The following is a 25,697-nucleotide window of genomic DNA, read 5'->3' as shown; positions in this document are numbered from 1 at the left end:
GGCTTATAGTTTCACAAAAGAGAAAATTAAGCTTTTATGCCCCTGCCTAACATCTTGTGAGCTTTACCTAATTCCTTATTACCCAGCGCTGAAAGCAGATTTAATTCACCTGCAAGTACTGTTGAAGCAACTATTTCAGCGAATTTTTTAGCATTGCTCCCGGGAGGGTTTCCTCCGCCAACAACTCCCATAATTGCTAATGCCTCCCTTTGAGTAGGTAATCTAGTTCCTCCGCCAACAGTTCCTACTTCAAGTGAAGTAAGGGTAACGCTTATGTAAAGATCTTCTCCTCTAACTTCAGTCCAAGTATATCCACTACTGCTTTCAACAACCTGCGCTACGTCTTGCCCAGTAGCAATAAAAATTGCAGAAACTATGTTTGCGAAATGAGCATTGAATTGATAAATATTTCCAGCTCTAGCGCTTCCCAGCAGGTTTTTCCTTAGATTAACTTCATGTATTGCTTCAGCAGTAGTATGAAGAACTTCTTTAAGTGTAACTGACGGAACTATTACTTCTGCAACAACAGTTTTTCCCCTACCGAAAATAGAATTAACCATCGATTGCTTTTTATCACTGCACATGTTTCCACTTACCGCTATGCATTCAGCTTCTGTGAACTCGCTCTCTATAAAATTGCATATAGCTTCAGAAGCTATTGTAGCCATATTCATTCCCATAGCATCTCCAGTCTCGAACACGAACCTTAGCCAGACGTTATTTCCTAAGACGAAAGGTTGTACTTCCTTCAATTTGCCGTGAGAAGTAGTTGATTCAGCAACCTCCTTTATTTTATTCATATTTTTATTTATCCAATCTAGAAAATTTGCTACGCTATTTATGTTAGGTAACTTAAAGACTGGGGCTCTTGCCATACCGTCAAAAATTATCTTAACTTTAGCTCCTCCAGACTTTGTAATTGCCTTACAGCCTCTATTAACGCTAGCTATTAATGCACCTTCAGTAGTTGCTAGAGGAACGTAAAAATTTCCCTTAGCATAATCGCCCTCAACTTTTAAAGGTCCAACTATGCCAACCGGTATCTGTATTCCTCCTATAACATTTTCAGCGTTCTTATTCTTTATTTCAGAATAGTCCAAAATTGTTGAACCAATTGAAGGTAAGCTTGCACCTAAAATTTTTTCAAGTGCGAGTCTTCTTGCAACCATTGCCGCGTTTGCTTCTAAAAAATTATCAATCTCATGTAATTCTATTTCTCCTTTAATAGCTTTCTCTACTACCTCATCTATTTTCATCTTCTACCAGCCTAAATTTTATTCCATACTCTATTAATCCATTACTTGAGTCGGCCTTTAATCTCCTTATTACTGCCTCTACTCTGGAATTATCTTTAATTTCTCCTGTAACGTCAGTTAAAGGTGCTACTATTTCAATGCCTTCATCTAATCTTATTAATCCTATGTACTCGGGAGTAGTTTTCTCAAATCCTGGCCTATTTTGGTAAGACATTGTATACGAAATTAAAGTTCCACGACCGCTTAATTTTACTTTGGATATGCTAGTAGAACCGCACTTATTACATACTTCTCTATAAGGGAAGAAGAGATTTTCGCACTTATTGCATTTCCCTGCTATTAGTGAATATAAACTTTCCTTATTCCTCCAAATTTGAGCCGGAAAGACTTTCATTTTTAACACCTCCTTAATCCGATTACGTAAGCTGAAGTACCTAAATCATCCGTTGATATTACTAATCCCTTCTCACCTTGTGCTCTCTTACCAGGGAAAGTGCCCGCTAATTGCATAAAGGCTTCTGCAAGTTGATAAACCCCTGTAGCTCCTCCAGGGTATCCTCTAGATTTTAATCCTCCACTGTAATTTACTTGAATCGAATCTAGCATATTCAATGATTTTCCTTTTTCTAGTCCCATTTCTTCTAAAATTAATGCAGCATTAATACTGTATGAGTCGTGAATTTCCATGAAGTCAGCCTTATATTCCCTAAATGTGGAATACGCTTGTTTTACTGCAGGCATACTTAATGTTGAAAACTCTGAAATTGAAGATGAAACTCCTTCAATTTTTACTTTAACTTCCGGTTTGAACTCATCGCTCGTCAGCAAAACTGCAGTTGCTCCGTCAGCTCTGGGCGAAGTATCAAATAATCTAAGAGGATCGGAAATAATTTGAGACTGCTCTACAGTTTTTTTATCAACTTGGAATTTTAAGTACGCATAAGGGTTTTCTGAGCCGTATTTATGCATTACCAATGGCCATTGAGTAAAGTAGTCATAATTTACACCGTAAGTTTTCATATACTGTTTCATTTGTAAAGCCGCAAAAGGCTGTAAGGTTAATCCTTCTCTATATCCGAATTTTTCGTCAAGATTCTCTGCAGTTATCTCATTAAGATAACTAGTTGGAAAGTCACCCATTTTTTCTACACCTATTAATAATATTGATTTAACTAAGCCTGATTTTATCATGTAATATGCTGTCTGTATCGCGGCGCCACCACTTGCATCACCATTTTCTATTCTGGAAGTAAATCCTGAAAATCCTAACATATTAGAGATTTTGCTGGCTAAGAGTACTTGATTGACAGTAGTCTCGGAATACGCATTAGCTAAAATTATTGCATCTGGTTTAATAGAGTTTAATTTACTTACAGACTCCGCAACTAGATCCACTAAGTTTTTATCATAATATCTGTCTACTTTTATCATTGAAGCATCATAAATAAGGACTTCCGTCATTGTTCGTACACCTTATATTTATTTGTGAATTTTGCATATTCTGCATAACTTACAATAATCTTATTTGAAATATAATATTCGGTCGTGCGAGCTAGCTTCTGTTTTTCATATATATTGTCAGTTGCAATAAAACTGAAGGCGTCCGCGCCGGCTCCGCTACCAAACGGTGCTACTAAAATTCTCTGTCCTGGTTTAGCTATGTCAAGTACCTTGGCGAAACCTAGTAAAGCTGAGGCATTATAAGGATTTCCTATATAAGGTGATACTAGTCCTGGCTTAATTTTCTCTAAAGGTACACCAAGTTTTTTAGCTGCTTGCATTGGAAATTTTCCGTTAGGTTGATGGAAAATGAAGTAATCAAAGTCTGAAGCCTTATAACCGTAATCTTGGAATAGTTTCTCTATTGCAGAAATTATATGAGCAAAATATGCAGGTTCTCCAGTAAATGCTTCTCCGTGTAAAGGATATGGCATTCCGTCTCTTCTCCAGAAGTCTGGAGTCTCTGTATTGAAAGATGCAAAACCTTCTAATAATGCTGCAGATTCCTCTGCTTTGCCTACTATAAACGATACTGCAGCTGCTGCAGAACTTAATTCTAGAATATCTCCTGGATTCGATTGTGCAGTATCTGAACCTACAACCATACCATATTTTATCTTTCCACTTTCGACCATACTTAAAGCTACACCTAATCCTACTGATGCTGCCCTACAAGCAAATTCCATATCTGCACTTAAAGAATAATGCGAGATACCTAGTGCATCTATAAGTGCAGCCGCAGTAGGCTTTACTGCGTAAACCTTAGATTCTGATCCAAATAGCACTAAACCTATATCTTCTGGACTTATCCTAGCTCTATTCAGTGCATTTCTTGATGCTTCTATCGCCATGGTAGTGGAATCTTCATCCGGAGCTGGTACTGACTTTTCTGTCAATCCCAAAACCTTAGGAGTAGTAGATTCCTTTCCCCAAACTTTAGCTATATCACTAACGTTTATTCTATATCTAGGTACGTAAGATCCCCAACCAACTATACCCGAACGCATCTTAATAATTCATCATTGTATTTTTTAAAGATTTTCTATTGTCGATATACCCAATAGACGATTGTCTATAAAAAGTAAATGAAATATGCTAAAAAAGAGATAGAATAAAGGAAAAAAGGAACAAAAGAGGGCTAATCTGAGCTTCTATCTGCGTAAAACACTTGGTACCTTCTTGGTTTTAATGTCTTTACAATGTGATCGAAAGCAGCTTGCGGGTCACTTTGTTCTCCGCAAGTGTAAACATCAAGAGTAGCATAATTATACTCATTCCATGTGTGAAGAGCAATATGACTTTCTTCTACTAATGCCAGAACTGAAACTCCTCCTTTTTTACCCCCAAATGACCAAGACTTTGCCTCAACTAGTCTCATATTAGCTATTTTTACTGCTTCCAGAACTAATTTCTCTAGATGTTCCTTGTCAGTCAATAGCTTAGGATCTATATCATATAAGTTTCCGAATACATGCTTACCTACAATTTTATCTTCGGAAGATTTGAGAACTAGTCTCTCTTCCATTTCCTGTTCTTTTACCCTCCACGTTTACATGAATAATTTACATTTATAAATGTAACTGACCAATTCTATTTGGATTATTTTATATGATTTTATCTAGGTATTTTATCTTCCGAAAATCTTTAATCACTTAAATGTCATAAAGTAATGTGGACCCGTAGCTCAGCCAGGATAGAGCGCCGGCCTCCTATGGGCTGAAGAAAGTCGGTGGTCGCGGGTTCGAATCCCGCCGGGCCCGCCACACTATAGATCTTCAGGAATTCTAGGTAAATTCGCATAACCTTGCAAGAATAATCCAATCAAATCAAATATTTTGCTTGCGTTCCTCATTACTACGAAATCATTACTGACTATAGTGGATTCACTTGACATTACAGTCTTATCTGCTTTATCTACAGTATTTGCATTAATTCCCCTTTTTCTGAGGTTTGAAGCTATTTCACCACTGTGACTTATTTCTGAATCTAAGATCAGAGTAAAAGATAATCCCAAGAAGTAGCAAAATTCTGAAAACAAAATTAGTATGTCTTCAATTCTGCTATCTCCTTTCTTAGATCCTAAACCTAAGTCTCTGACAAAGCCGTCATCACATATGAATGCTTCATCATTATCTAGAGCATTTAGTATAGTTATTGCAACATTAAAGCCGTCAATTATTACGTTTTTTTCTAGTTGTATCTTTTCCTTTATCTCTTTTATCTCTTCATCTGAGTGAGTACACCTATAGAGAAGAAGTCTTTGTTTAAAAGAAAGAGAATATCTTCCAGTCACGAGATCTAATGCAGGTTTTCTGTTATATCCTCTATTAAGTAAGTATTTGTAATCAATGTATGCTTCTTTCAATTCCTTCTTTAATATCATTAATTATCTCTTCCCTTGATTTTCCTTCCATCATCATGCTCAAGTAAGTTCCTTTTCCTCCTCCTTTTCCTCCTTTACTCCTTAAGAAATTAGCTAAGTCGTCTAACTTCAAGTCTTTGCTTGATGCTATATCTACGGCTTTTTTACCTATAAATACTGCAATAGTCTTGTTAACTTGAATTGTTAATTTTCTTAGCAGGTCTTTGACTATGTCTTCATCCATAACTTCTGGTAACACCTTTAACGTTACTCCGTCTATTTTCTCTTCAGTTATCTTGCTTTCCACGTATTCTGCGTACCAGCTTCTATACGCAGAAAGAGTTTCTTTCATTTCTTTCATTTCTTCTAAAGTTCTCTTTAATCTTATTTCCACTTGTTCTGTAGACGTATCTAAGTCTGTAGAGATTCTACTTAGTTTATCTTCAATATCTCTAGCGTAATTTGTAACCATATCTCCGGCAACATATTCTAGCCTTATTACTCCATCTTGAATTTTTTCTACATTGATTATTTTTACTGCACCTATTTCGCTGGTGTTACTTACATGTGTTCCTCCACAACTTTCTACGTCCCAATCCTTAATTTCCAAGAGTCTTATAGTTGGCTTATTTATAACTCCTCCTTCATATATTGAAACTCCAAAAGTCATTTCGGCTTTCATTCTGTCCATTTCTATTGCAGTTACTGGTCTTCTATCATTAATCACATAATTAGCCATATCCTCAAGCTTCTTTACCTCTTCTGGCGTTAACATCTTATAATGAGTAATGTCAAGTCTAGCTTTTTCAGGAGTTTTCTCAGCCCCTGCTTGCCATACATGTTCTCCGAGTAACTTCTTTGCTGCTGCAAGTATAACGTGAGTAGCAGTATGATGTTTCATTAATCTATATCTTCTTTGCCAGTCTATTTCACCGTAAACCTCTTCTCCAACGTTAAGCTTTGCTTCTCTATCTAAAACATGGACTATAACATCTCCTACTTTTTGGGTATCTATTACTCGGTATTCTTCATTTTTGGTCTTTATTATTCCAGAATCTCCTAATTGTCCTCCTCCTTCTGGATAGAAGGTTGTCTTATCTAGAACTATAAAGTTCTTATGGACTCCGAGTACTTTTGCGTTAAAGCTACGCTGATACTGGTCTTTGTAATATAACTTATCCGTCGAAATGAACTTCTTAGCAAATTCTATTGCGTCTGGAGTTAGCCTAGCTTTCTCTTTTTCTCCTTTAATTGGAGCAGACTGATGTCTCTTTGCAACTAATGCATAGAAATTAAAAGGAACAGAAATCTCTATTCCTTTTTTCTTTAGTTCATCTGCTATTAAATCCGGAGGAATTCCGTTGGTATCGTAAGTTTTTATTAGATCTTCTGTTGTTACATTGCCTTTCTTGGCAAGTGACGAAGCCACAGAAGATACTTTTTGTAATGTTTCTTCATATTTTTCTTGCTCGAATTCCACTGCATCTAATATATAGTCCTTATTCTTAAGGAACTGTGGGAAGTCCTCTCTCCAGAAGTTAATTTGTTCAAGGACTAAATCTTTTAATCTAATATCACTACCTAAAATTTTCATTACACGGAGTGCTCTTCTTATTAATAATCTTCCTAGGTAGCCTTCTCCAGAATTTGATGGTACCAACCCATCAGCTAGCATTAAAGCAATAGTTTTACTATGATCTAAAACTTGAAATACTCTTGCTGCTCTTGTAAGCTCTTTTTCCACTTCTTCCTTTTTTAACCCTAATGCTTTAGCTACCATTTCTCTATGGTGTATTACAGTTAATGGGTTGTCAGGATCAATCCTACCTGCGAACTTTGCTGCAGTTTTTAACATTTCCTCATCCACATAAGGCTGATCTAATTTTTTGAAAAATGTGTAAACTAAATTGCCATAGATTGCGTGAAACGCCGTTGGAGTTTTTTGAGTGAACCAAGCTAGTCTTTCTATTCCATATCCTGTATCAACGATTTTTAGTTTTAAGGGAACGTATTCTCCATTAACTATTTGATACTGCATGAAGACTAGGGTAGCTAATTCTAATCCGCCAACGGTAACTTCAAACGAAGGTCCTGCGTTTCCCCCTCCTTCCCACCACGATTCTTTAAAAGTTAAAAGTTCCTCAGGTATCTTTAACTCTTCAGTGAAGAATTCCTTTGATAATTTGACAGTTTCATCTTTCCAATATACGAATTTATCTGGATAATTAAATGCATGATGACCTCCCATTTCAAACGTAGTTAGGTGCCTACCAAATGTAATTCCTACGTTGTCTACATCTTCTAATCTTATGCAAGGTTGAGAAACTACTAACGGGTTAGCTGGGGGCTGGACAAGTCCGCTAGTTACGTGAGGTTGAAAGTCTACAATACTAGCTATTGTTAAATATAGGTCATCTCTCCATCTGGCAAGCACAGGTTTTGGAGGTATTATTGTATGTCCATGTCTTTGGAAGAATTCTAAAAATTTTTTCCTGGCTTCACTAACACTAAGATTTAGTTTTCCTATACTTGAGTCAAGGAAAGTATAATCAGTACATGGTATGTCAGCACAGTTATCTCTCTTTTCGTCTGTAGTCCAGAATGGAGTCTTGCATGATATACATTGCTTTCTTACGTAGTGATTCTCCTGAAAGAACTTTAATCTATACTCATTCTCGTCTATTTTCATCCTATAACAAAACAAGAAAACAAGAATTAAAGACTAATGTAGCAAAAAAGTTTTTATCCGAATAGGGATGATAGTCCTCCTGCGATTTCTTCTTCGCTTGGTCCTTTCTTTTCTTCTTCTTTCTTTTCTTCTTTCTTCTCCTCCTTTGCAGGAGCTGCTTGTGCTTGAGCTGGTGCTGCTGCGGCTACTGGCATTGCTACTGCATTCTTTAATACTTCATCTATGTTTACTTCTTTTAATGCTGCAACTACTGCTTTTACTCTTACATCATCTACGCTTACTCCCGCAGCAGTTAATACGTTCTTTAAATTGTCTTCTGTTATGTCTTTTTTAGCTGAGTGGAGTAACAAACTCGCGTATATGTATTCCATTTTTAATCACCTTCTTCTTGTTAAGAGGAATTTAAAAGTTTTTATCCGAATAGGGATGATAGTCCTCCTGCGATTTCTTCTTCGCTTGGTCCTTTCTTTTCTTCTTCTTTCTTTTCTTCTTTCTTCTCCTCCTTTGGCTGTTGTGTCTGCTGTGTAGTAGGCACTTGTATTCCTAAGTCTACTTTACCGCTAATTGCACCTGCTAATGCATAAGCTTTTGCTAGAGCTGAGGAGAATACTGCTTGTGCTGACTGTGGCGTTATGTAACCAGATTCTCCCGCTAAAGCCATAGCATTCTTGTATGCCTTTCCTAATGTTAACTTCAATATTTCTGGCTCTGGATATGCTATTTCTACTCCTAGTGTGAGCGCATTCTTATATGACTCTAGAATTTGTGATTTATACTCATCTAACTTTAATTCTAATTGATCTCCTGGAATTATTAAATTATCATGATATGCAACCTTTAATCTTAATTTTACGTAAACTGGCATTATTCCCAATTTTTGAAGTACTGGGACTATTTCCGGGGGAATAGGTTGTCCAGGTTCCGCTATTGTTGTGTCTTTTGTTATGGCTATTTTGCCTTCTTGAACTCTAGTTGGAATCTTTAATTTTCCAAAGACGCTTATCATAGGTCCTGCAGGTATTCCTGTATCTCCTGCAGGAATTACTACTTCCTCGTCTGCGTTATCTCCAGGCAAGGCGTATCTCTTTAGTTTGAACCTTGATAACATTAAGGAAACTTCAAATGGGTTCTTATTACTGAAAATGAAGGCATTAGTACCAGTTAAATACTGTTGAAGTTTACTTACATCTAATCCGCTCTCTTTTGCAGCTCTTTCAAAAAGTCTATTTTTGGATACTTTTATCTCCATTACGTCTCTAAACTTCTTTCTTATTTCGTGTAACTTGTCTGTAGGAAATCCGTCTAAACTTGCTATTAGAACTGTTTTATGTTCTTTTATTTTCTCCTTCAGTTCTTTTACTTCTTCAATTTTCCATTGGGGAATCTTATGTTGTTGAACGGTTAAGCTCATTTCTATCACTTAATTTTAATTTCTACTGGTTTACCCATTGTTGTTTTCACATATATAGCTCTTATTATTGATGTTGACTTAATTTTACCTTCTATTGCTGTCAATACTGCGTTTGCGTTTTCTGCTAAATCTTCTGGTTTTTGATCCTCAGTACCTATGAAAACTTGAGCATGAGGTTGATCTTTTGTTTTAACTATCGTAGTACGCTTAAATCTCGTAACATATTCTGCTACATCGGCTCCAGAAGGTAAGGGAGTTGGGAACTTACCTCTTGGTCCTAAAGCTGGACCCAATATTCTTCCAGCTAAAGCCATTGTATCAGGTGAGATTAAGAACCAATCATTCTGTTTTGCATATTTTTTGATTATTCTTTTCTGTCCCATGAGTTTTTGTAATTCTTCTTTAGTTAAGACTACGTTAGGTTCAGCTCTTTTAGCAGATTCTAATTGTTCAAAAGATGGGACGACTAGAACTTTTTTAGATTTAGATGGCACTTTAGGTAAAACTACTATTTCTCTAAGTTTTACATCTCCTCTTTTCATATCAACGTCTTTAAAAGTTACTATTAAGTTCACGCTTTGAGAGAATTTTCTTTTAGGGTTGTTCTTTTCCGATACCGCTTCTTTTAAGCCTTCTATTAAATTATCTTTCGGAACTATCATGGTTATTACGCCTTACTCCATTTTTCTTCGTACTTTGAAAAAACTTCGTCATATTTTCCTTCATCTATCTCATTTATAAGCTCTTTTGGATCTCTTTTATCTACTGTTAGACCTATTTGCCTAGCAGTACCTAGTATTGACTTTACTGCAGATTTAAGAGCTTTTGCAGTAAGAGACGGTTTCTTTGTTATTGCAACATCTATAATATCGTCTAAGCTTATATTTCCAATTTTCTTATGTGCAGGATCTCCTGAAGGTGCATCTGCTCCAGCTTTTTTGAGCAATAAGGAAGAGGTTGTGGGTATACCTACTGATATTTCGAATTCTTTAGTATCTAAATCAACGTCTATGGTTACTGGTACCGTCATTCCCTTAAACTGCGAAGTAACTTCGTTTATTTTTTTAACTACTTCGCCTACGTTTAATTTTAATTGAGATAAAGTTGGCCCTAAAGGCGGTCCTGGTTTTACATTACCTCCTTCTACTACTATTTTTAGAGTTTTCTTGGGCATGAATTTATCACCTTAAGATTTTTTCACGGGTTTAACTTGATCTACGGGTATAGTTACTTGTAATGGGAAAGCAGATTCTAAAATATTTAACACTACCTCTCCCTTTCCTTCAGTAACTTTAACAACCTGAGCTTGCATTCCTCTAAAAGGTCCAGAGACTACTTCCACTAGGTCACCTTCATTTATTGTAGGTCCAGTAACTTTCTTAGATACCATTTTCATTATATCGTCCTTGGGCACTAATCCTTGAGCTACTCCCCTAACATGCCTTATGCCCGAAATTAGCAATTTAACAACGTGAGGCCCAGAGGCTTCAACTATTACGTATCCTTTAAGTCCTGGAGGCACTATTATTGAATAAATTTCTGGAATACTATTAGTTTTTACTCTCTCTTCTAGCATTAATCCTACACTTATTTCTTGCCCGCCAGTAACTTTAACTGCGTAATAATTCCTGATTTTAGTCTCCATTTACTCACCTCAAATTATGAATGCTAAAACTAACTGTATTAAGTAAGCTAAAAGTCCTATGAAAGCCATTACTATGATTGTCGTCTTTAAGTACATGTTAAAAGTTCCTTTATCAGGCTTTTTTGCAACATTCACTATTCTTTTCCAATCATCAGGCAGTTTCTTTATTCTTTCTACTATATTCATACACTTATATCTTAGGAGTGAAGAAATTAACTTTAACTAAAAATTCTCTCAATAAACCAATCCACGCTAAAAGGAATTAAATCATCGTAGTTCTGACCTGTTCCTAGGAAGATTACAGGTTTCTTTAATTCATAAGCTAAAGATAAGACCACTCCGCCTTTAGCATCAGCGTCAACTTTGGTCAATATAACACCGTCATAATCTACAGTATTCTCAAAGTATTTTGCCTGCTCTATTGCATCATTTCCTGCTAATGCATCTATTACTAGGAGCTTTAAATTAGGTTTTGAGATCCTAACTATTCTTTTCAATTCCTCAGCTAAATCTTTATCAATATGCATTCTGCCTGCGGTATCTATAAGCACAACATCTATTCCCCTACTCTTAGCTGCTTGAATTGCGTCAAAAGCAACTGATGCAGGATCTCCGCCATATTTTCCTTTTACTAATGGTATTTCCAATTTTTGACAGTGTATTGCAAGTTGTTCTTGAGCTGCGGCCCTAAAGGTGTCTGACGCGGATACTATTACTTTAAATCCGGCTTTCTTCAGCGCTTGTGCAACTTTTGCAATAGTTGTAGTCTTTCCTACTCCATTTACTCCAAAGAACATTATAACATAAGGCTTAGAGGATTTTTTAATTTCATCAATTAAATTTCTCTCGAATTTATTTTTTTCTAAGATTTCCGTTATCGAGCTTTTTAATGACTTTTTTACTAATTCGTCTAAATCGTCACTTCTGCTTATCTTTTTGCCTATTAGCGATGATTTAAGGTCTTCTAAGATTTTATCAGTAACATCAAGACTTACATCACTTTCGAGTAATTCCATTCTAAGCTCTTCTATAATATCGTCAATATCATCTTCTTTTATTTCTCTATATCTAAAAATATTGAAGATGTTTAACTTATTACCTAAACTACTTTTCTTCTGAGTAGAAGTTTGCTCCTCTATTTCTGCAGATGTTTGTTGCTCTTCTCTTTTGCTTTCCTTTGTTGAAGGTAATTCTTGAGTTTCATTACCTTGTGGAGAAGGTTGTTGCTCAACTTCTTCTTTTTTCTTTTCCTCTACTTTTTGAGTAGGAGTTTGTTGCTGCTCTTCTTCTCCTTTTTGCTTAAGTTTTTCAGTAAACGAAGAAAAAGCTTTCTTTAACTTTTCGAAACAAATTACTCACCTTTCTGTTGAGCTTGTGCTTGAATCTGGTTTAGAATGTCAACTATTTGATCATACGCATCCTTACTTTCCGCAAGTTTCTTATCAAGTCCTGTAAATGCTTCTTTTAATTCGTTCTCTCTATCGTCTAAAATTTTCAATGCTGTATCCATATCTACTTCAGCGTAGTATGATAGGCCTAAATATACTAAGACTTTTTGAGGAGGTTGAGGATCAATTTTAAACATAAGATAACCTTTCTTATCAGTTGATACCAACATTTCTTGTTGTGTTTTTAATTCTTGAATGGAAGCTTTAGCGGCTTCAATTGAAGCCACTGAGTCTGATAATTCTGCTCTTGCTGCTGAAAGATCATCTATTTGTTTTTTTAATAATTGCGCTTGTGCTAATAAATCGTCTAAAGATACTACTACCTTATTTTCTTCTTGGTCGGACATGATTTATCACATTAAATAATCTTATCTAGCTCAGCAATATCTTTTATGCTCCTATCTGCAATTTCTTCTGGTGATACTTCTTTAATTTCCTCAATCTTGATATTGTGCCTTTTTATTTTATTCTTACTTCCGAAATATGTATAAACGTATTCCATTGCTTGTTTTTCATTTAAAGCTCTAACGAATTTTGTAAACTTTTGCTTCGTTGGAAAGCTACTTTCGTTAAATAGCGCGGTGCCTTTTACCATATAAACTTTAATTTCCTCCATCTCAATCACCTAAAGCTTTCTGAATTCTTAAAATCTCTGGTCCAGTAGTAGAAGAACCAACTAATATTCCTTTATTATTTGCTATTAGCCCGCTTCTAACGAAAGCACTACCAAAATTTACCGTACCTATATCTATATTTATCTTGAATAATTTAGACAACTCATTTATTTCATCGTCGCTTGCGTCTATATGAACTATTCCGCCCTTGTCTGTAATAACGCCAACTGATCCTACTACAGACACGTGTGCTATTCTACCCTTTTTAACTTCGTCAACTTCTAAGGCTTCTTTTATTTGCTTTGTCTCTGCGTCTGAAAACTCTGGATAAACTAATGCTGCATTATCATTAGTTAATATTACATTACCAAGGGCTGTAGTTTTCAAATTCAATACTTCTACTCTAACATCTTTAGCTAGCTCCTTTATTACCCTTAGCTCTTCATCTCTAATATTTTTAGGAAAGAGAAGTGCATTATTATTGCCCGTCATGAAAATTCCTATTAAAAAACTATCTGCTATAGTAGTTTCTATAATTTCGGTATCTAAATTCTCTCTAATTACCTTTTTAGTTTCGTTATCTAGATTTTTAGGAACAAAAGTATATTTATCGTTAGAAAAAATATAAACTCCTATATTGTCAGTGCCGAATATACTTAATTTCTGTATATTCATTCACTCTTAATTGCTAGCTTTACTAAATATGTTTTTTCGTCTAACTTACTTACTACTACTCTTATTCTGCTTTTTATCTTATCGTAATTATTAGTAGATAAAGACTTTGTTACTAAAGGATCTATAACTACTTTCTCTGCTCCGAAATGTCTTGTTATTTTATTCTTAATCTCTTTTACTGCTCTTCCTACTCTATTTGTCCTTTTTCCAGTAGCTATCTTCCTTAGATTAATTACCATTTCAAAATTATCCTTCTCTTTCATAGATTTACACCTTTAAACTATTCCTTCTCCAATTTCTTCTGAGAGGATTTATCCTTACCTTCCCGTTAGTTTTTAATATAACCCAAGCTGGTATCGCAGAATTTGATTTTATTGCTTTTGCTAATCTCATTTTTTTAGCTAAGGGTTTTATAGTGCTCATTTCCAACCCCTCTCTTTAATCTGAATCTTGTAATCTCTTTTATTTTGTTCTGCAACTTGAGATAGTATTTCTTTTAGTTCATCATCAGTAATAGGAGTCTTAATTCTTCCTGCTTGTGCAAGTGCTATTAACTGGTTTTCTAAAGACTCCGCGATTTCAGGTTTTACTAACTTTACATTATTTAACCTTTGTCTAGCTTCGGGTGTTAAAATAATCCTAAGTAAAGCTTCCTTTTGTTTCTCATATTCTTCTCTTTTCCTTCTCTCTTCTAATGTTCTTCTACTTTCTTCTTCTGCCCTTCTAGCCAATAAATTTTGTAATTCGGGATCATATTCATCTTCTGACATAGAACATCACTATTCTAAGTATTTTTTCAAAGAAGGATTATTTTCGGCCAAATCTTTAAAGATTTCGTATGATAATTTATCTAATACTGACCTTCCTTTTGGTGAAAGACTCCTACCATTTTTTGTCTTGACTATTAAACCAGCCTTTTCTAACTGTTGAAATATTAATCTGTTCGCATGCCCAGGAGCTTTTACAGTATGTGGTGGATTAGTTCCTTTTCTCTTTAATCCGCTATATATTGTCTTTGAAGTATTAATACCAAAGGTTTCCTTGTATATCCTTCTAAGTAAAGATGCTGCTCTAAAATACCACCAGTTTTCCACATCGTCTGGAACTCTTTCCTTATAGCTTGCAGTCTTTGCAAAAAACGCCCATTCTGGAGGTTGTACTTCCTTAACATTCTCTTTTATATAATTTGCTAACTTATCTATTAGCAAATTTGGAGGTATCATATCAGCTGTAATCATGTCTATTTCAGTGCTATCTTTAAGGTTTAAAAATTAACTTTAGATTAAAGATAACTATGAAGTTCTATACTGCAACGGAAGACGAGATTTTAAGCGGCAAGATAACGGATATTTATTTTGATAGGACTATAAAAACGTTAGAACACTTAGGGATAGATAAAGTAGAAGTAAGAATGGAATTCCATTCTTATGGACTTCCTAAGGGATACAGCTGGGCCGTATTTACGGGATTAGAAGAATCTCTTAAACTACTTGAAGGAAAGCCGGTAACAGTTTATGCAATGCCAGAAGGAACTTTATTTAAAGAAATAGAGCCTACAATGATAATTGAAGGAAACTACCTAGATTTCGGAGTTTATGAAACTGCACTGCTAGGAATACTAAGGCAGGAAAGTAGCATTGCAACAAAAGCCGCAAGAATAAAGAAATTAGCTCAAGACAAAACTGTACTGTTTTTTGGTCTTAGAGCACTTCATCCTGCAATAGCTCCTATGGCTGATAGAGCCGCTTACATAGGTGGTTCTGACGGAATTTCTGGAGCGTTTGATAAAGATATTTTCGATATAGAACCATCTGGAACAATGCCTCATGCATTAATGCTTTCTGTAGGAGATAACGAAAAAGCGTGGAAAGCGTTTGACGAAGCAATGGATGAGAAAGTGCAGAGAATAACATTAGTAGATACTTTTGAAGATGAGAGAACAGAGGCGTTAAAAGCTGCTAAACTATTAGGTAAGAAGTTAGCAGGAGTGAGATTAGATACCCCTTCAAGCAGACGTGGTAACTTTAGGAAGATAGTTCAAGAAGTTAAGTGGACTTTAGATATTAATGGCTTCTCTCACGTTAAAATATTTGTTAGTGGTGGAATAGACGAGGATGACGTAGTAGAACTTAGAGATTACGTTGATGGATTCGGAGTGGGAACTAGCATTTCCATGCCTCCCAGTGTAGATTTAAGTGCAGATATAGTTGAGAAGAAAATTGATGATAGATGGGTTCCATACACTAAAAGAGGTAAATGGCCTGGAGCTAAGCAGGTATATAGATGCGGCGAGCTTAATGATGTAATAACCTTACTGGAAGATAAGTCGGTAGAGGGATGTAAGCCTCTGCTTGTTAAATATATGGAGAATGGAAAGATAATAAGAGATTTACCTAGCTTAAAGGAAATAAGAGGCTACGTTCTAGATCAATTAAAAGAAGTTCAAGCACTGTAATTTTTAATCTATAACTATTTCCTTTAAGTTTTCTATACTTCTATTGAACGCTATTTCCGCTATGGGTTCCATTCTCCTTATTGCATTATACAGTCTTAAATTTAGACTCCTAAATACTACAGTAACTCTAGTTGAATTACTTTTCTCAATTTTTTCCTCTGCAACCAATGCCTCAGTCATAAGGACTCTTCTTAATGTTCTTAGTTCCTCTAAAACTTCATTCACGAGCTTTATATCTTCTTTATTTAGAACTTTCACTACGTGATCTATAACCACTGCAGTTTGATCTACGATCATGTCTATCTTATCCCAAGACACTTTGAGTACTTCTAGGTCTTCAGGGTGTAATGAAAGTAAATCTGAGGCTGCTTCGCTTATCTCGTCTGCAGCTTCCTCTATTGCTTTCATTAGAATTCTGTTTCCTATTATTTGAATTCTCTTTACTCCTATCATATAAGCTAAGCTCCTATTTACTTGAGCTAGCAATAACTGTCTTAAGGATAAATAGTATAGTCTATCAACTTCTTTTTCTAATTCTAGAACTTCCTGCAAAAATGTTCTGCTTGCTTCTTTAATTCCTAGATTTAGATAATGTAGCATTTGCTTTAGTGTGTTACTTAATCTGCTAACTAAGCTGCTCATACTATATTTTGTTGGATCTAAAAAGGACTGTATCTGTAAAGTAGTAAGATCCTGCGATACTATCTCAAGTCCTATTAAACTTCTTACAGTATCTTTAACTTTTCTTAATATATCTTCATTAAAAGGACCGTCTATAGATTCTATTGATATTTTATCGAACCCAAGAATGTATAAGCTGTAGATTATCCTACTTACTAGGTCTGGGCTGATGTTAGTTTTTATTTGAATTTTCATATCTTTACTAGTTCCTTCAGTCTTTAAGTTGGGCGGATATACCTTTAAGCTTCCGTCCTCATCTACCTCCAAGTAAATACTTTCTCCTGGGTTTAAACCCACTTCCTTAACCCAGTCTGCAGGTAATGAAACCATTAGTGTAGATTTACCAAATTTTTGTACTCTTCTAACTTCCATTTTACTCAACTATAAATTACTAGACATATAAAAGTAATTTAAATCTTTTCTATACGACTTTAATGGTTGGTATATAACCAAATTCTTTTATATAGATCTTTTTCTCACCTCTAGAAGGTATAATTCTTATACCATAAGGTCTTTTCTTAACGAATTGAATAGCAATTGCATCCTTAATAATATTCTTATACAATTCCTTATCCTCTTCTATTCCTACCATATCCAATCCTGCAGCACATGAGAAGGTCATGCTCAGTAGTTGTGAAAGCGTTAGAGATTCTTCCTCAACACGTTTAGTTAGTACTACATCTTCGCCCACTGGTAACATGACTTCTGAATACCCTATTGGCGAAATTTTAGCCTCCCAAGCACTTGAGAATAATTCTCTATTAAGCTCGCCAACTGACCAGATATGACCTCTGCTAAATATCTTCTTCCCACTTCTTTCTTCTATAAGTTTTCCTACGCTTTCTTCTCCCCACGGAGAAAGTGAAATATCTATCCCTATGTATTTTAAGCCTGTCTTACTCTCAAGCATCTTACCCCTAGCATCTGCTTTTTCTAGGTTCTGTATTGCCTTCTTCTCCTTAAAGTCATTGACATAAAGCAATGATAGTCCTAAAGAATCTCTTGCTACATCCGCAGTAGAAGTTGGAAAATACGGAGTTAAAAGGAAGTAATCATTAATGAGCAACGCAAATCTCGATGCTTCCGAAGGTTCCAGTTTACTTATGAGATTTATTATTCCATCGATGTAAGAAGGTGAAGTTATTAATACATTTGCATAAATATTTTCTCCTGCAGAGAGTACATCTCTAATTTCTTGTAGTCTTTTATCCTTGTCTTTTATGCTTATCAAACTGAAAATTTTTGATTTATCTTCTACTAGATCTAATAGTTTTGAAAAATTTAAACTTAGTGGTGTTTGAGGTAAGCTTATTCTTTTTGTAAGTATATCTTCATCCTTAATTGAATCCAATTTGCTAGATGTTAACATTATTTTATCTTTATTTACATCAGTTACAAACGCAGTTACTGCTCTTATTTTCATGGCTTAATATACTTTGCTCGTTTTTATAACCTTTAATCACGTTATACTATCTATGGCAAAACTTACAATATTACTTGCGGATAACAGCATGGATAAATTTTATCACGGATTAGTTTTAGCAATAGGTGGAAAATCCTTAAATTGGGATGTGAAATTCTTTGTAACTTCACAAGCTGTAATTCTTTTTACCAGAGAAATGAAAGGTAAATCTAAGCTTAGAATGGGATTTTTTGCCAGGACTTTTATTAATTTTCAAATGAAGAGAATGAACGTTCCAGATACGTCAAAGCTGCTTATAGAGGCTATAAAAGAAGGAGTCGATTTTTACGTAGACGAAGCAGGGCTAAAGTTAGCAGGATTTTCCAAATCTGATTTGCTGGATGGAATAAAACTGTCAGATACTATATCTTTTTTAGAAGAAGCTAAAACTTCAGACGTGGTGGTTACGTTATGAAGGAAATAGATTCTGATGGGATATGTCCAGTAGTTTTACTTGAAATTTATAGGGAATGGAAGGAATTAAAGGAAGGCGAAGAAGAGGAAGTAGTTGTAAGAACTCCTTGGGAGGCATCAGTGCAAGCTTTAGAAAAATGGTGCACTGAAACTGGAAATATATTTTTAGGTTATGAAAAGCAAGGAAGTAAAATAGTGATTAGGTTAAAAATAAAGAAATAAAAAAGAAACTCTTTTATACACTGACAGAGGATAGATTAATAGGTAGATGCGTATTGTGTCAAAAGATCTTCACATATTTGAAGACCCTATAGAACTTTTAGAAAATATGTGGCCTACTCCACTTTTAAGATTAAAAATAGGAGAAGATGTATGGGCAAAACTCGAGTTCTATAATCCTTTCAGTCATAGTATAAAAGATAGGACTGCATGGTTTCTCTTTAAGCAAGCATTAGAGAATGGCGCGAATGAAATAGTTGAAGCGACGTCGGGCAATCTCGGCGTGGCGTTAGCTTCACTTTCTGCAATATTTAATAAGAAATTTACTTCTTTTATCCCAGCAAGAGCTCCACAAAGTTTTAGAGTTATGATGAAAGTTTTAGGGGCTCAAGTTATACAAGCAGGGAAATCTACTACAGAGCTATTACCTTTAGTAAAACAGTATTCAAAAAGTACTGGTGCATTACATTTGGATCAGTTTAGAAATCCATTAAATTATATGACCCATTATTATACTACCGCAAAGGAAATAGATGAACAGCTAGAATATCTAAATAAGAAACCTCAACGTATAATAGCTACAGCGGGGACAGGTGGTCATTTGACTGGAATAGCGAAATATTTTAATGAAAAATATGGCAGCGATGTAGAAATAGTAGGAGTCCAACCTGCAGAGGGAGAAAGAATTCCAGGCATTAAAAGGCAAGATGCGAATAGCTTTACTAATCTAGTTAAGATCGATAGAATGATGGACATAACTAGGAATGACGCAATAGAAGGAATAAAGGATGTCGCTAGAAGTACTGGAATTTTAATAGGAATAAGCGCTGGAGCAACAGTTGCCGCATATAAGAAGCTTGCTGACTACAAAACTACAGTATTGATATTTCCTGACGATGCGTTTAAATATTTTATGGAATTAGACGATATAGATTCTAAGGTATAAAATATGAAATTGGAAGATGTTATAAAATCACTATATTTACAGAGCAAGTTAGTAAAACTTGAAGAAAAAGAGATTGTAATTAAATGCTATTCTACGAGTGCGGGAATCAAGTGGTATTTTATCTCATCATTTTTTAAGTCATATCCTTATGCGTCAGACCCCAAAGAACGAATGAATAGAGAAATTGACTTTTTCACTAGATCATGGAAAGAAATTGGAACTCCAAAAATCATCGATATGGATTATGATACTAATTGTATAATGAGAGATTATATTAAAGGGAGGCCAATAGAAAGAGAAGAAGACTTTGCTATGTTAGGCAAAGCATTTAAGACAATTCATGAAAGTGGAATTGCATTAGGAGATACTAAAATTGAAAATTTCATTATAAATGAGAAAATCTATATTATTGATGCTGAACAAGCTATAGAGACTAACGATGAAAAATATTTTGCGTGGGATATTTTAGTTTTTCTGTTATTCTTAAGCTATAAATATATAAATGATTTAAAGAATTTTGAAAAAATGACTAAAGTGTTTTTAGATTCCTATAATCCTACACAAAGAGAGGTCTCTCATATTCTCAATATCGAGAATATAGGGCTACTAACTTTATTTCCGCCAATGTCTTTAAATTTTATCAAAAAAATTACTGCAGAACTTTAATTATTACAGAACTATCTCTCCTTAAAATCTTTAATGTACTTTCGCTTATTCTTGTCCCACAAGCGGGACATCTATAAAAATATCTAACTTCTCTTCCTTCGTTATTGCTTTCAGTTTCTGCCATAAATTCCATTCTTATGCCACATTTGGGGCAAAGTACTTCTTTCATCTAGTTTATTAAGGATAAAAACAATTTAAAAGTAATGAAGGACAGATTCGGAAGAGATCTTGAAGATTTAAGGATAACACTTACACATACATGTAATTTTTCATGCTTCTTTTGCCATATGGAAGGCGAAGGAAATGAGTATTTATCGGGTTTACCTTTAGACGATATAATTTTAGTAGCTAAGGCATCTAAAGATTTTGGAATAAAATACATAAAGTTGACAGGAGGAGAACCAACTTTAAGAAGAGACATAACTGACATTATTGCAAGTTTAAAATCTTTAGGCTTCGAAATTTCCATGACTACCAACGGTATTTTACTCTCCAGATTAGCAGTAAAATTAAAAGAATCGGGTCTATCAAGAGTTAACGTTAGTCTTCACGCATTAGATAGAGAAACTTTTAAGAAAATTACTGGAGTTGACGCATTAGATAAAGTTTTAGAAGGTATAAAAACAGCTATAGATGTCAACCTCAGGCCTGTAAAGTTAAATTTTGTTGTGAATAAAATGAATATTAACGAAGTAAAGGAAATTATAGACTTCTCGGAGAGAATTGGAATAGATGAATTACACTTAATTGAAATGCATCCAGTGGGACTAGGTAAGTCTACTTTTTCTTATCACGAAAACTTGAGTATAATTGAAGACTATTTAAAGAAGATTTCAACAAAGGTAACTATAAGGAATAAACACTTTAGACCTAGATATTATTTAAATTCCGGATTAGTAGTAGAAGTGATAAAACCTTATGCAAATCCGATATTCTGCGCTGGTTGTAATAGAATAAGACTTACAGTAGATGGTAAGTTAAAAACATGTTTATACAGAGAGGATAAGGTGATTGACATTTCTGGAATTCTTAAGTCCAAGCTATCAAAAGACGAAAAATTAGAATTAGTTAAGGAGGCATTCAAGTTAGCAATAGCTATTAGAGAGCCCAATTTTAAATATACATTATGAGAATCAAAAAGCTTCATGAGATATCTGAAAAATATAATAATACATGTATAATAATATCAGGAGATTCTAATATTTATTATCTTACTGGATATGAAGGGGCAGGTATAATAATATATTGTGACGGAGTAGCAACGCTTTTAGCGCCGCTGCTTGAGGAGAATAGAGCAAAGGAAGTAAATGGACTAGACGTTAAAATATATTATCCAAGTAATATAGCTAGTGGAATTCTTGTTGGTTCTGTATCAGAAATTATACCGAAGTTCATCACTAGAAATTCTGTTGCATTGGATGTCAATTGGTCCAATATTGGTATTTACAAGATTTTATCATCAAAATATAACTTAATAGACATATCCAATGATATTTCTGAAATGCGTAGTATAAAAGATGACGATGAATTAGAAAAAATAAAGAAAGCAGGAGAAATAACCTCAGAAGCAATGAAAGTTAGTATGGACAAAATTTTGGAAGGTGAAATAACTGAAAAACAATTATCGGGAATAATAGATTACACAATGAAAGCCAGCGGTGCTGAAGATTACGCTTTCCCATCAATAGTTGCAGCGGGCAAAAACTCAGCATTCCCGCATCACATACCTACTGATAAGAAAATCTTAGAGAATGAGGACGTGGTTATAGATATAGGAGCAAAATTTGACGGCTATTGTTTCGATAGTACTAGAACTTTTAACGTTAAAGGAGAAGTGAAAAAAATTTACGAGATTGTTTTAGAAGCTCAGCTAGAGGCAATAGATGCAGTTACTTCTGGAATGAGCGCCGCAGAAATAGATAAAATTGCAAGGAAAGTTATAGAAAAATATGGCTATGGAAGATACTTTGTTCACTCTACCGGTCATGGTGTCGGTATAGAAGTTCATGAATCTCCTTATATATCGTTCAATTCCAACGACGTATTAAAGAAAAATATGGTAATAACTGTAGAGCCTGGAATATACCTTAAAGATAAGTTCGGAGTTAGGATTGAGGATACTTTGGTAGTAACTAATGGTAAACCCGAGGTTTTGGAAACAGCTTATAAGCTTTTGTAAGTCTTTTTATAAAAACTATTTAATTAGCAGAGTCTCAGAATACTAATTGGCATGGAAACATCAATATCTCAAGAAAAATTGGTGGAAGAGATAGCAAGAAGGGTAAGGGAAATATTAGAACTTTTAGGAGAAGATCCTAACAGAGAAGGTTTGAAGGAAACTCCAGAAAGAGTTGCAAGAGCTTTAATAGAAATGACTTCAGGATTAAGAACTGCACCACCTAAAATAAAAGTATTTAATGCTAGAGAGATGGGAGAAGATACAGCAGAGACAGAGAACGGAGATCAAGTAATTCTAATTAGAGATATACAGTTCTCTTCTCTCTGCGAACATCATCTGTTACCATTTATAGGAAGGATTCATGTGGCATACGTTCCCAATGATGAAGATAGAGTTGCTGGCTTTAGTAAAATAATAAGAATAGTTAATTATTATTCTGCAAGGCCTCAGATACAAGAAAGATTAGTATCTCAAATAGCCGATGCAATAATGAACAGCGAAATAAAACCTAAAGGAGTAATGGTTATAGGTAACGGAATTCATATGTGCGCTTATGTAAGAGGAGTAAAGGATAAAGAAGCTAAACTAGTGTCAGTAGCTACTAGAGGAGTATTTAAGACAAATAGAGCTTTGGTTAATCAAGTGTTCAGACTTTTAGATACTAGCCACGAAAGAAGTTTAAGATTATAGAAGAAAACTTTAAGTTTAATAAAGTGTTTTTTAAATTTTTAGTAATGGCAGGAAGAGATAAGATTATCAACATTCTCAAAGCGAGAGGATCATTACCTCAAACTGAGCTAGTAAAAATTTCTGGAATGTCAAAAAGTAGAGTATCGGAAATACTTAACGAATTAGAGAAAGAAGGAATAATATCTAGAAAGCAACTTGCGGGCAAGAATTTAATAGTATCCTTGAATGAAACAAAATTCCTTAAACTAGGCATAATAAATGCAGCAGAGTATCCGTTTATTATTCCGTTTGTAAAAAAGCTTAAGGAAAAAGGAATAGAAGTAGAGATAAAAATCTACGATAACGGTCTTCAAGTTACCAAAGACCTGGCCTTAGGAAAGATAGATATGGGTTTTTCCCCAGTTATCTCTCAAATTATATTTTCAAAAATATTTGATATAAATATTATAGCAGGTGGAGCAAAAGGAGGTGCAGGAATTATAGGTGAGTCGTGCAATATAGGTTCTACAGTAATGTCCAGCATGGAAACATGGACATTAACAGAAGTAAAGAATGCTAATATAATACCTTTCAATTCTCCACAAGAATTAGTAAGCAGCTTTGAAACTAAAAAAGTCTCGGCAATAGCTATATGGGAACCTTATTTATCGATATTAGAGTCTAAAGGGCACAAAATAACTCATTTATTTGAGCCAAATCATTGTTGCACATTAGCAGTAAGATCTTCACTAGAAGATGAAGATAAGGTAAAAGAAGTATACGAGGACGCGTTTTCCTGGTTCCTGTCTTCAAAAGATAGGTGGATTTCAGATTATTCCAATTTATTAAATGAAGATTATAACGTAATGAAAAAAGCTACTGAAAGGTATTATTTTGATAGTTATCTGGATTTAAAAGAAGTTTATAAGAATTTGAAAAAATTAAATGTTTATGTTCCAGCTTAGGAGTCTAGGTAATAGTATAACTCCATTGGATGTGGATACATTTGTAAAGTCTTAGCTTCTTCCCTCTTCAAGTCTATGTATGCATCAAGTATTGTAGAGTTAAATACGGGTTTTAAGAATTCTTTATCACTCTCTAACTCGTCAAGTGCTTCATCTAAAGATCTTGGTAATTCTTTAATTCCTAATTGTTTTCTCTTTTCTGGAGTTAAATGATAAATATTCTCATCTACAGGATCTCCTGGGTCTATTTTCTTGTTAACTCCGTCTAATGCAGCCATCAATACTGCTGAAAATGCCATGTATGGGTTAGATGAAGGATCTGGTGCACGGTACTCTATCCTTTTCGCTTTTTCTATTCCTCTATAATACGAAGGTACTCTTATTATTGCGCTTCTGTTTGACTTACTCCATGCAATATATACCGGAGCTTCAAATCCTGGCACTAGTCTCCTATAACTATTAACTGACGCGGAAACTATTGCAGATAATGCTCTAGCATGATGTAAAATTCCTCCAATCACATATCTTCCAGTTTGGCTTATTTCTGCATATTCGTCATTAGGGTCGTACATTAGGTTCTTCTTACCGTCTGAAGTCCATAAGCTGAAGTGAGTATGCATTCCTGTTCCATTATCTCCAAACATCGGCTTAGGCATGAAAGTTGCTATCATACCATGTTTTGCCGCAACGTTCTTTAAGACGTATTTTAGGGTTTGTACTTTATCTGCAGTATCTGCCAATGTAGAGAACCTGAAGTCTATTTCTCCTTGGCCTCCAGTAGCTACTTCATGGTGAGTAGCCTCTATTGTAAAACCGAAGTACTTGACTAAAGTTTCTACTGCCTCAAGCCTTACATCCATTAATTGATCTACAGGAGGTGCCGGATAATATCCTTCTTTATATCTGATTATAAATCCTCCATTATTTTGCCATGGTGCTTCTCTTGCAATAATTTTGTATCCTGTTCCTCTCTGAGGAGTAGCTACATCGAGGTCTAGTTTGTCAAAAATAAAGAATTCTAATTCTGGACCAAAGAAGGAAGTATAACCTTGAGATTGCTGATATCTCTCTGCTTCTTCTGCTATGAATCTTGGATCTCTTTCAAATCTTCCTTTTCCTCCGCCCCAGAATACTTTCGTTATAACTCTTGCAACTCCTGGTGTCCACGGAATAAGTGTCATAGTTTCTGGTACTGGTAATAGTACCATATCGCTTTCGTAAATCATTGTGAATCCTTTTATGCTACTTCCGTCTAATTTTCCGAAACCTGTCTTTACGCTATCTTCATCAAATTCACTTGCAGGTATAGTTATGTGGTGTAATCTTCCTGGCACATCTGTGAATTGTAAATCTACCCATTCAATTTTATTATCTTTTAGGAACTTTAACATGTCTTCTGGAGTTGATGGCATGTATCGAGTTCTGTTAAAGAGTATATAAG

Annotated in this window: 34 protein-coding genes and 1 tRNA gene; 10 read left to right on the top strand and 25 right to left on the bottom strand. The window is 34.8% G+C overall.

Annotated features, from left to right (window positions below; translation table 11 throughout):
- Nucleotides 1-26: 26 nt before the first annotated feature.
- The 5 genes from hmgA to speD all read right to left on the bottom strand — a co-directional run bounded on the left by hmgA (nucleotide 27) and on the right by speD (nucleotide 4,281).
- Complete coding sequence (gene hmgA / locus HS5_RS13610; protein ID WP_236751903.1) at nucleotides 27-1,256, bottom strand: hydroxymethylglutaryl-CoA reductase (NADPH); 1,230 nt, start codon at nucleotides 1,254-1,256, stop codon at nucleotides 27-29.
- Nucleotides 1,243-1,650: a Zn-ribbon domain-containing OB-fold protein gene (locus HS5_RS13605; RefSeq protein ID WP_236751902.1), complete on the bottom strand. Its 408-nt coding sequence runs from the start codon at nucleotides 1,648-1,650 to the stop codon at nucleotides 1,243-1,245. Before HS5_RS13605 ends, hmgA begins: the two co-directional genes overlap by 14 nt.
- A 2-nt stretch (nucleotides 1,651-1,652) precedes the next feature.
- Nucleotides 1,653-2,717, bottom strand: a complete 1,065-nt coding sequence (locus HS5_RS13600; RefSeq protein ID WP_236751901.1) for a thiolase family protein — start codon at nucleotides 2,715-2,717, stop codon at nucleotides 1,653-1,655.
- Complete coding sequence (locus HS5_RS13595) at nucleotides 2,714-3,763, bottom strand: hydroxymethylglutaryl-CoA synthase (protein WP_236751900.1); 1,050 nt, start codon at nucleotides 3,761-3,763, stop codon at nucleotides 2,714-2,716. The genes HS5_RS13600 and HS5_RS13595 overlap by 4 nt, the downstream gene beginning before the upstream one ends.
- A gap of 131 nt (nucleotides 3,764-3,894) precedes the next feature.
- On the bottom strand, nucleotides 3,895-4,281 hold the full coding sequence (gene speD, locus HS5_RS13590; RefSeq protein WP_236751899.1) for an adenosylmethionine decarboxylase: 387 nt from the start codon (nucleotides 4,279-4,281) through the stop codon (nucleotides 3,895-3,897).
- A gap of 148 nt (nucleotides 4,282-4,429) precedes the next feature.
- Here speD and HS5_RS13585 point away from each other — a divergent pair.
- Nucleotides 4,430-4,519: transfer RNA gene (locus HS5_RS13585), tRNA-Arg, on the top strand.
- Between the two features lie 2 nt (nucleotides 4,520-4,521).
- Here the strand turns inward: HS5_RS13585 and HS5_RS13580 are convergent.
- From HS5_RS13580 to HS5_RS13505, 16 genes are all read right to left on the bottom strand, one after another.
- Nucleotides 4,522-5,139, bottom strand: coding sequence for a DUF434 domain-containing protein (locus HS5_RS13580; protein WP_236751898.1), 618 nt, complete (start codon nucleotides 5,137-5,139; stop codon nucleotides 4,522-4,524).
- Entirely contained in the window at nucleotides 5,102-7,807 is a 2,706-nt protein-coding gene (gene alaS / locus HS5_RS13575; protein WP_236751897.1) for an alanine--tRNA ligase, read from the bottom strand. Before alaS ends, HS5_RS13580 begins: the two co-directional genes overlap by 38 nt.
- Before the next feature lie 53 nt (nucleotides 7,808-7,860).
- Complete coding sequence (gene rpl12p / locus HS5_RS13570; protein WP_236751896.1) at nucleotides 7,861-8,178, bottom strand: 50S ribosomal protein P1; 318 nt, start codon at nucleotides 8,176-8,178, stop codon at nucleotides 7,861-7,863.
- Nucleotides 8,179-8,219: 41 nt separating this feature from the next.
- On the bottom strand, nucleotides 8,220-9,227 hold the full coding sequence (locus HS5_RS13565) for a 50S ribosomal protein L10 (protein ID WP_236751895.1): 1,008 nt from the start codon (nucleotides 9,225-9,227) through the stop codon (nucleotides 8,220-8,222).
- Nucleotides 9,224-9,880, bottom strand: a complete 657-nt coding sequence (locus HS5_RS13560; protein ID WP_236751894.1) for a 50S ribosomal protein L1 — start codon at nucleotides 9,878-9,880, stop codon at nucleotides 9,224-9,226. Before HS5_RS13560 ends, HS5_RS13565 begins: the two co-directional genes overlap by 4 nt.
- A gap of 5 nt (nucleotides 9,881-9,885) precedes the next feature.
- Nucleotides 9,886-10,392, bottom strand: coding sequence for a 50S ribosomal protein L11 (locus tag HS5_RS13555; RefSeq protein ID WP_236751893.1), 507 nt, complete (start codon nucleotides 10,390-10,392; stop codon nucleotides 9,886-9,888).
- 12 nt (nucleotides 10,393-10,404) lie between these two features.
- A complete protein-coding gene (locus HS5_RS13550) occupies nucleotides 10,405-10,863 on the bottom strand; it encodes a transcription elongation factor Spt5 (RefSeq protein WP_236751892.1) in 459 nt (152 codons plus the stop codon).
- A 9-nt stretch (nucleotides 10,864-10,872) separates the two neighbouring features.
- Nucleotides 10,873-11,049 (bottom strand): preprotein translocase subunit SecE, encoded by a 177-nt coding sequence (locus HS5_RS13545; protein WP_236751891.1) that lies wholly within the window; start codon nucleotides 11,047-11,049, stop codon nucleotides 10,873-10,875.
- A gap of 32 nt (nucleotides 11,050-11,081) precedes the next feature.
- The gene (gene ftsY, locus HS5_RS13540) at nucleotides 11,082-12,002 is read right to left on the bottom strand and encodes a signal recognition particle-docking protein FtsY (protein ID WP_236753594.1); all 921 of its coding nucleotides are present in this window, start codon (nucleotides 12,000-12,002) and stop codon (nucleotides 11,082-11,084) included.
- 212 nt (nucleotides 12,003-12,214) lie between these two features.
- Nucleotides 12,215-12,658, bottom strand: coding sequence for a prefoldin subunit alpha (pfdA, locus tag HS5_RS13535; protein ID WP_236751890.1), 444 nt, complete (start codon nucleotides 12,656-12,658; stop codon nucleotides 12,215-12,217).
- Nucleotides 12,659-12,669: 11 nt separating this feature from the next.
- Entirely contained in the window at nucleotides 12,670-12,927 is a 258-nt protein-coding gene (rpl18a, locus tag HS5_RS13530) for a 50S ribosomal protein L18Ae (RefSeq protein ID WP_236751889.1), read from the bottom strand.
- A 1-nt stretch (nucleotide 12,928) separates the two neighbouring features.
- Nucleotides 12,929-13,600: a translation initiation factor IF-6 gene (locus HS5_RS13525; protein ID WP_236751888.1), complete on the bottom strand. Its 672-nt coding sequence runs from the start codon at nucleotides 13,598-13,600 to the stop codon at nucleotides 12,929-12,931.
- Nucleotides 13,597-13,863: a 50S ribosomal protein L31e gene (locus tag HS5_RS13520; RefSeq protein WP_236751887.1), complete on the bottom strand. Its 267-nt coding sequence runs from the start codon at nucleotides 13,861-13,863 to the stop codon at nucleotides 13,597-13,599. The genes HS5_RS13525 and HS5_RS13520 overlap by 4 nt, the downstream gene beginning before the upstream one ends.
- Nucleotides 13,864-13,867: 4 nt before the next feature.
- On the bottom strand, nucleotides 13,868-14,023 hold the full coding sequence (locus HS5_RS13515) for a 50S ribosomal protein L39e (RefSeq protein ID WP_236751886.1): 156 nt from the start codon (nucleotides 14,021-14,023) through the stop codon (nucleotides 13,868-13,870).
- Nucleotides 14,020-14,370, bottom strand: coding sequence for a DNA-binding protein (locus HS5_RS13510; protein WP_236751885.1), 351 nt, complete (start codon nucleotides 14,368-14,370; stop codon nucleotides 14,020-14,022). Before HS5_RS13510 ends, HS5_RS13515 begins: the two co-directional genes overlap by 4 nt.
- A gap of 9 nt (nucleotides 14,371-14,379) precedes the next feature.
- On the bottom strand, nucleotides 14,380-14,838 hold the full coding sequence (locus HS5_RS13505; RefSeq protein ID WP_236751884.1) for a 30S ribosomal protein S19e: 459 nt from the start codon (nucleotides 14,836-14,838) through the stop codon (nucleotides 14,380-14,382).
- Nucleotides 14,839-14,894: 56 nt separating this feature from the next.
- Between HS5_RS13505 and HS5_RS13500 the strand changes: the two genes are divergently transcribed.
- Entirely contained in the window at nucleotides 14,895-16,055 is a 1,161-nt protein-coding gene (locus HS5_RS13500; RefSeq protein ID WP_236751883.1) for a nicotinate phosphoribosyltransferase, read from the top strand.
- A gap of 3 nt (nucleotides 16,056-16,058) precedes the next feature.
- Here HS5_RS13500 and HS5_RS13495 read toward each other — a convergent pair whose 3' ends face one another.
- Both HS5_RS13495 and HS5_RS13490 read right to left on the bottom strand, forming a co-directional pair.
- A complete protein-coding gene (locus HS5_RS13495) occupies nucleotides 16,059-17,108 on the bottom strand; it encodes a phosphate uptake regulator PhoU (RefSeq protein ID WP_236751882.1) in 1,050 nt (349 codons plus the stop codon).
- A gap of 49 nt (nucleotides 17,109-17,157) precedes the next feature.
- A complete protein-coding gene (locus HS5_RS13490) occupies nucleotides 17,158-18,159 on the bottom strand; it encodes a DUF711 family protein (RefSeq protein WP_236751881.1) in 1,002 nt (333 codons plus the stop codon).
- 52 nt (nucleotides 18,160-18,211) lie between these two features.
- Between HS5_RS13490 and HS5_RS13485 the strand changes: the two genes are divergently transcribed.
- From HS5_RS13485 to HS5_RS13470, 4 genes are read left to right on the top strand one after another with little or no spacing between them, the layout of a single operon-like run.
- Nucleotides 18,212-18,613, top strand: coding sequence for a DsrE/DsrF/DrsH-like family protein (locus tag HS5_RS13485; RefSeq protein ID WP_236751880.1), 402 nt, complete (start codon nucleotides 18,212-18,214; stop codon nucleotides 18,611-18,613).
- Nucleotides 18,610-18,834, top strand: a complete 225-nt coding sequence (locus HS5_RS13480) for a sulfurtransferase TusA family protein (RefSeq protein WP_236751879.1) — start codon at nucleotides 18,610-18,612, stop codon at nucleotides 18,832-18,834. The genes HS5_RS13485 and HS5_RS13480 overlap by 4 nt, the downstream gene beginning before the upstream one ends.
- 55 nt (nucleotides 18,835-18,889) lie before the next feature.
- Nucleotides 18,890-19,777 (top strand): PLP-dependent cysteine synthase family protein, encoded by an 888-nt coding sequence (locus HS5_RS13475; protein ID WP_236751878.1) that lies wholly within the window; start codon nucleotides 18,890-18,892, stop codon nucleotides 19,775-19,777.
- 3 nt (nucleotides 19,778-19,780) lie between these two features.
- A complete protein-coding gene (locus HS5_RS13470; protein WP_236751877.1) occupies nucleotides 19,781-20,443 on the top strand; it encodes a serine/threonine protein kinase in 663 nt (220 codons plus the stop codon).
- On the opposite strand, the gene HS5_RS13465 is transcribed toward HS5_RS13470, so the two are convergent.
- On the bottom strand, nucleotides 20,427-20,612 hold the full coding sequence (locus HS5_RS13465) for a hypothetical protein (protein WP_236751876.1): 186 nt from the start codon (nucleotides 20,610-20,612) through the stop codon (nucleotides 20,427-20,429). The genes HS5_RS13470 and HS5_RS13465 overlap by 17 nt on opposite strands.
- Before the next feature lie 34 nt (nucleotides 20,613-20,646).
- On the opposite strand from HS5_RS13465, the gene moaA reads away from it, so the two are divergent.
- From moaA to HS5_RS13445, 4 genes are read left to right on the top strand one after another with little or no spacing between them, the layout of a single operon-like run.
- A complete protein-coding gene (moaA, locus tag HS5_RS13460; RefSeq protein ID WP_236751875.1) occupies nucleotides 20,647-21,573 on the top strand; it encodes a GTP 3',8-cyclase MoaA in 927 nt (308 codons plus the stop codon).
- On the top strand, nucleotides 21,567-22,622 hold the full coding sequence (locus HS5_RS13455; RefSeq protein WP_236753593.1) for an aminopeptidase P family protein: 1,056 nt from the start codon (nucleotides 21,567-21,569) through the stop codon (nucleotides 22,620-22,622). The genes moaA and HS5_RS13455 overlap by 7 nt, the downstream gene beginning before the upstream one ends.
- Before the next feature lie 51 nt (nucleotides 22,623-22,673).
- Nucleotides 22,674-23,312: a GTP cyclohydrolase I FolE gene (gene folE, locus HS5_RS13450; protein ID WP_236751874.1), complete on the top strand. Its 639-nt coding sequence runs from the start codon at nucleotides 22,674-22,676 to the stop codon at nucleotides 23,310-23,312.
- Between the two features lie 44 nt (nucleotides 23,313-23,356).
- Complete coding sequence (locus HS5_RS13445; RefSeq protein ID WP_236751873.1) at nucleotides 23,357-24,256, top strand: winged helix-turn-helix transcriptional regulator; 900 nt, start codon at nucleotides 23,357-23,359, stop codon at nucleotides 24,254-24,256.
- Here HS5_RS13445 and glnA read toward each other — a convergent pair.
- Nucleotides 24,253-25,668, bottom strand: a complete 1,416-nt coding sequence (gene glnA, locus HS5_RS13440; protein ID WP_236751872.1) for a type I glutamate--ammonia ligase — start codon at nucleotides 25,666-25,668, stop codon at nucleotides 24,253-24,255. The two genes, HS5_RS13445 and glnA, sit on opposite strands and share 4 nt — an antisense overlap.
- Nucleotides 25,669-25,697: the final 29 nt, after the last annotated feature.

It is taken from the genome of Acidianus sp. HS-5 (genome assembly GCF_021655615.1).
GTDB lineage: Archaea > Thermoproteota > Thermoprotei_A > Sulfolobales > Sulfolobaceae > Acidianus.
The sequence above is the reverse complement of the archived record's forward strand: the minus strand, read 5'-3'. Positions and strand labels throughout refer to the sequence as shown.

What these genes read in the sequence shown, in the direction of transcription:
- glnA (WP_236751872.1), bottom strand. Translation starts at nt 25,668, where the DNA reads ATGCCATCAACTCCAGAAGACATGTTAAAGTTCCTAAAAGATAATAAA.
- HS5_RS13580 (WP_236751898.1), bottom strand. Translation starts at nt 5,139, where the DNA reads ATGATATTAAAGAAGGAATTGAAAGAAGCATACATTGATTACAAATAC.
- HS5_RS13445 (WP_236751873.1), top strand. Translation starts at nt 23,357, where the DNA reads ATGGCAGGAAGAGATAAGATTATCAACATTCTCAAAGCGAGAGGATCA.
- moaA (WP_236751875.1), top strand. Translation starts at nt 20,647, where the DNA reads ATGAAGGACAGATTCGGAAGAGATCTTGAAGATTTAAGGATAACACTT.
- HS5_RS13490 (WP_236751881.1), bottom strand. Translation starts at nt 18,159, where the DNA reads ATGAAAATAAGAGCAGTAACTGCGTTTGTAACTGATGTAAATAAAGAT.
- HS5_RS13525 (WP_236751888.1), bottom strand. Translation starts at nt 13,600, where the DNA reads ATGAATATACAGAAATTAAGTATATTCGGCACTGACAATATAGGAGTT.
- hmgA (WP_236751903.1), bottom strand. Translation starts at nt 1,256, where the DNA reads ATGAAAATAGATGAGGTAGTAGAGAAAGCTATTAAAGGAGAAATAGAA.
- HS5_RS13510 (WP_236751885.1), bottom strand. Translation starts at nt 14,370, where the DNA reads ATGTCAGAAGATGAATATGATCCCGAATTACAAAATTTATTGGCTAGA.
- HS5_RS13520 (WP_236751887.1), bottom strand. Translation starts at nt 13,863, where the DNA reads ATGAAAGAGAAGGATAATTTTGAAATGGTAATTAATCTAAGGAAGATA.
- HS5_RS13600 (WP_236751901.1), bottom strand. Translation starts at nt 2,717, where the DNA reads ATGACGGAAGTCCTTATTTATGATGCTTCAATGATAAAAGTAGACAGA.
- HS5_RS13560 (WP_236751894.1), bottom strand. Translation starts at nt 9,880, where the DNA reads ATGATAGTTCCGAAAGATAATTTAATAGAAGGCTTAAAAGAAGCGGTA.
- HS5_RS13480 (WP_236751879.1), top strand. Translation starts at nt 18,610, where the DNA reads ATGAAGGAAATAGATTCTGATGGGATATGTCCAGTAGTTTTACTTGAA.
- folE (WP_236751874.1), top strand. Translation starts at nt 22,674, where the DNA reads ATGGAAACATCAATATCTCAAGAAAAATTGGTGGAAGAGATAGCAAGA.
- HS5_RS13595 (WP_236751900.1), bottom strand. Translation starts at nt 3,763, where the DNA reads ATGCGTTCGGGTATAGTTGGTTGGGGATCTTACGTACCTAGATATAGA.
- speD (WP_236751899.1), bottom strand. Translation starts at nt 4,281, where the DNA reads ATGGAAGAGAGACTAGTTCTCAAATCTTCCGAAGATAAAATTGTAGGT.
- HS5_RS13505 (WP_236751884.1), bottom strand. Translation starts at nt 14,838, where the DNA reads ATGATTACAGCTGATATGATACCTCCAAATTTGCTAATAGATAAGTTA.
- rpl12p (WP_236751896.1), bottom strand. Translation starts at nt 8,178, where the DNA reads ATGGAATACATATACGCGAGTTTGTTACTCCACTCAGCTAAAAAAGAC.
- pfdA (WP_236751890.1), bottom strand. Translation starts at nt 12,658, where the DNA reads ATGTCCGACCAAGAAGAAAATAAGGTAGTAGTATCTTTAGACGATTTA.
- HS5_RS13515 (WP_236751886.1), bottom strand. Translation starts at nt 14,023, where the DNA reads ATGAGCACTATAAAACCCTTAGCTAAAAAAATGAGATTAGCAAAAGCA.
- HS5_RS13550 (WP_236751892.1), bottom strand. Translation starts at nt 10,863, where the DNA reads ATGGAGACTAAAATCAGGAATTATTACGCAGTTAAAGTTACTGGCGGG.
- HS5_RS13555 (WP_236751893.1), bottom strand. Translation starts at nt 10,392, where the DNA reads ATGCCCAAGAAAACTCTAAAAATAGTAGTAGAAGGAGGTAATGTAAAA.
- HS5_RS13495 (WP_236751882.1), bottom strand. Translation starts at nt 17,108, where the DNA reads ATGGAAGTTAGAAGAGTACAAAAATTTGGTAAATCTACACTAATGGTT.
- HS5_RS13485 (WP_236751880.1), top strand. Translation starts at nt 18,212, where the DNA reads ATGGCAAAACTTACAATATTACTTGCGGATAACAGCATGGATAAATTT.
- HS5_RS13470 (WP_236751877.1), top strand. Translation starts at nt 19,781, where the DNA reads ATGAAATTGGAAGATGTTATAAAATCACTATATTTACAGAGCAAGTTA.
- HS5_RS13500 (WP_236751883.1), top strand. Translation starts at nt 14,895, where the DNA reads ATGAAGTTCTATACTGCAACGGAAGACGAGATTTTAAGCGGCAAGATA.
- alaS (WP_236751897.1), bottom strand. Translation starts at nt 7,807, where the DNA reads ATGAAAATAGACGAGAATGAGTATAGATTAAAGTTCTTTCAGGAGAAT.
- HS5_RS13545 (WP_236751891.1), bottom strand. Translation starts at nt 11,049, where the DNA reads ATGAATATAGTAGAAAGAATAAAGAAACTGCCTGATGATTGGAAAAGA.
- rpl18a (WP_236751889.1), bottom strand. Translation starts at nt 12,927, where the DNA reads ATGGAGGAAATTAAAGTTTATATGGTAAAAGGCACCGCGCTATTTAAC.
- HS5_RS13605 (WP_236751902.1), bottom strand. Translation starts at nt 1,650, where the DNA reads ATGAAAGTCTTTCCGGCTCAAATTTGGAGGAATAAGGAAAGTTTATAT.
- HS5_RS13465 (WP_236751876.1), bottom strand. Translation starts at nt 20,612, where the DNA reads ATGAAAGAAGTACTTTGCCCCAAATGTGGCATAAGAATGGAATTTATG.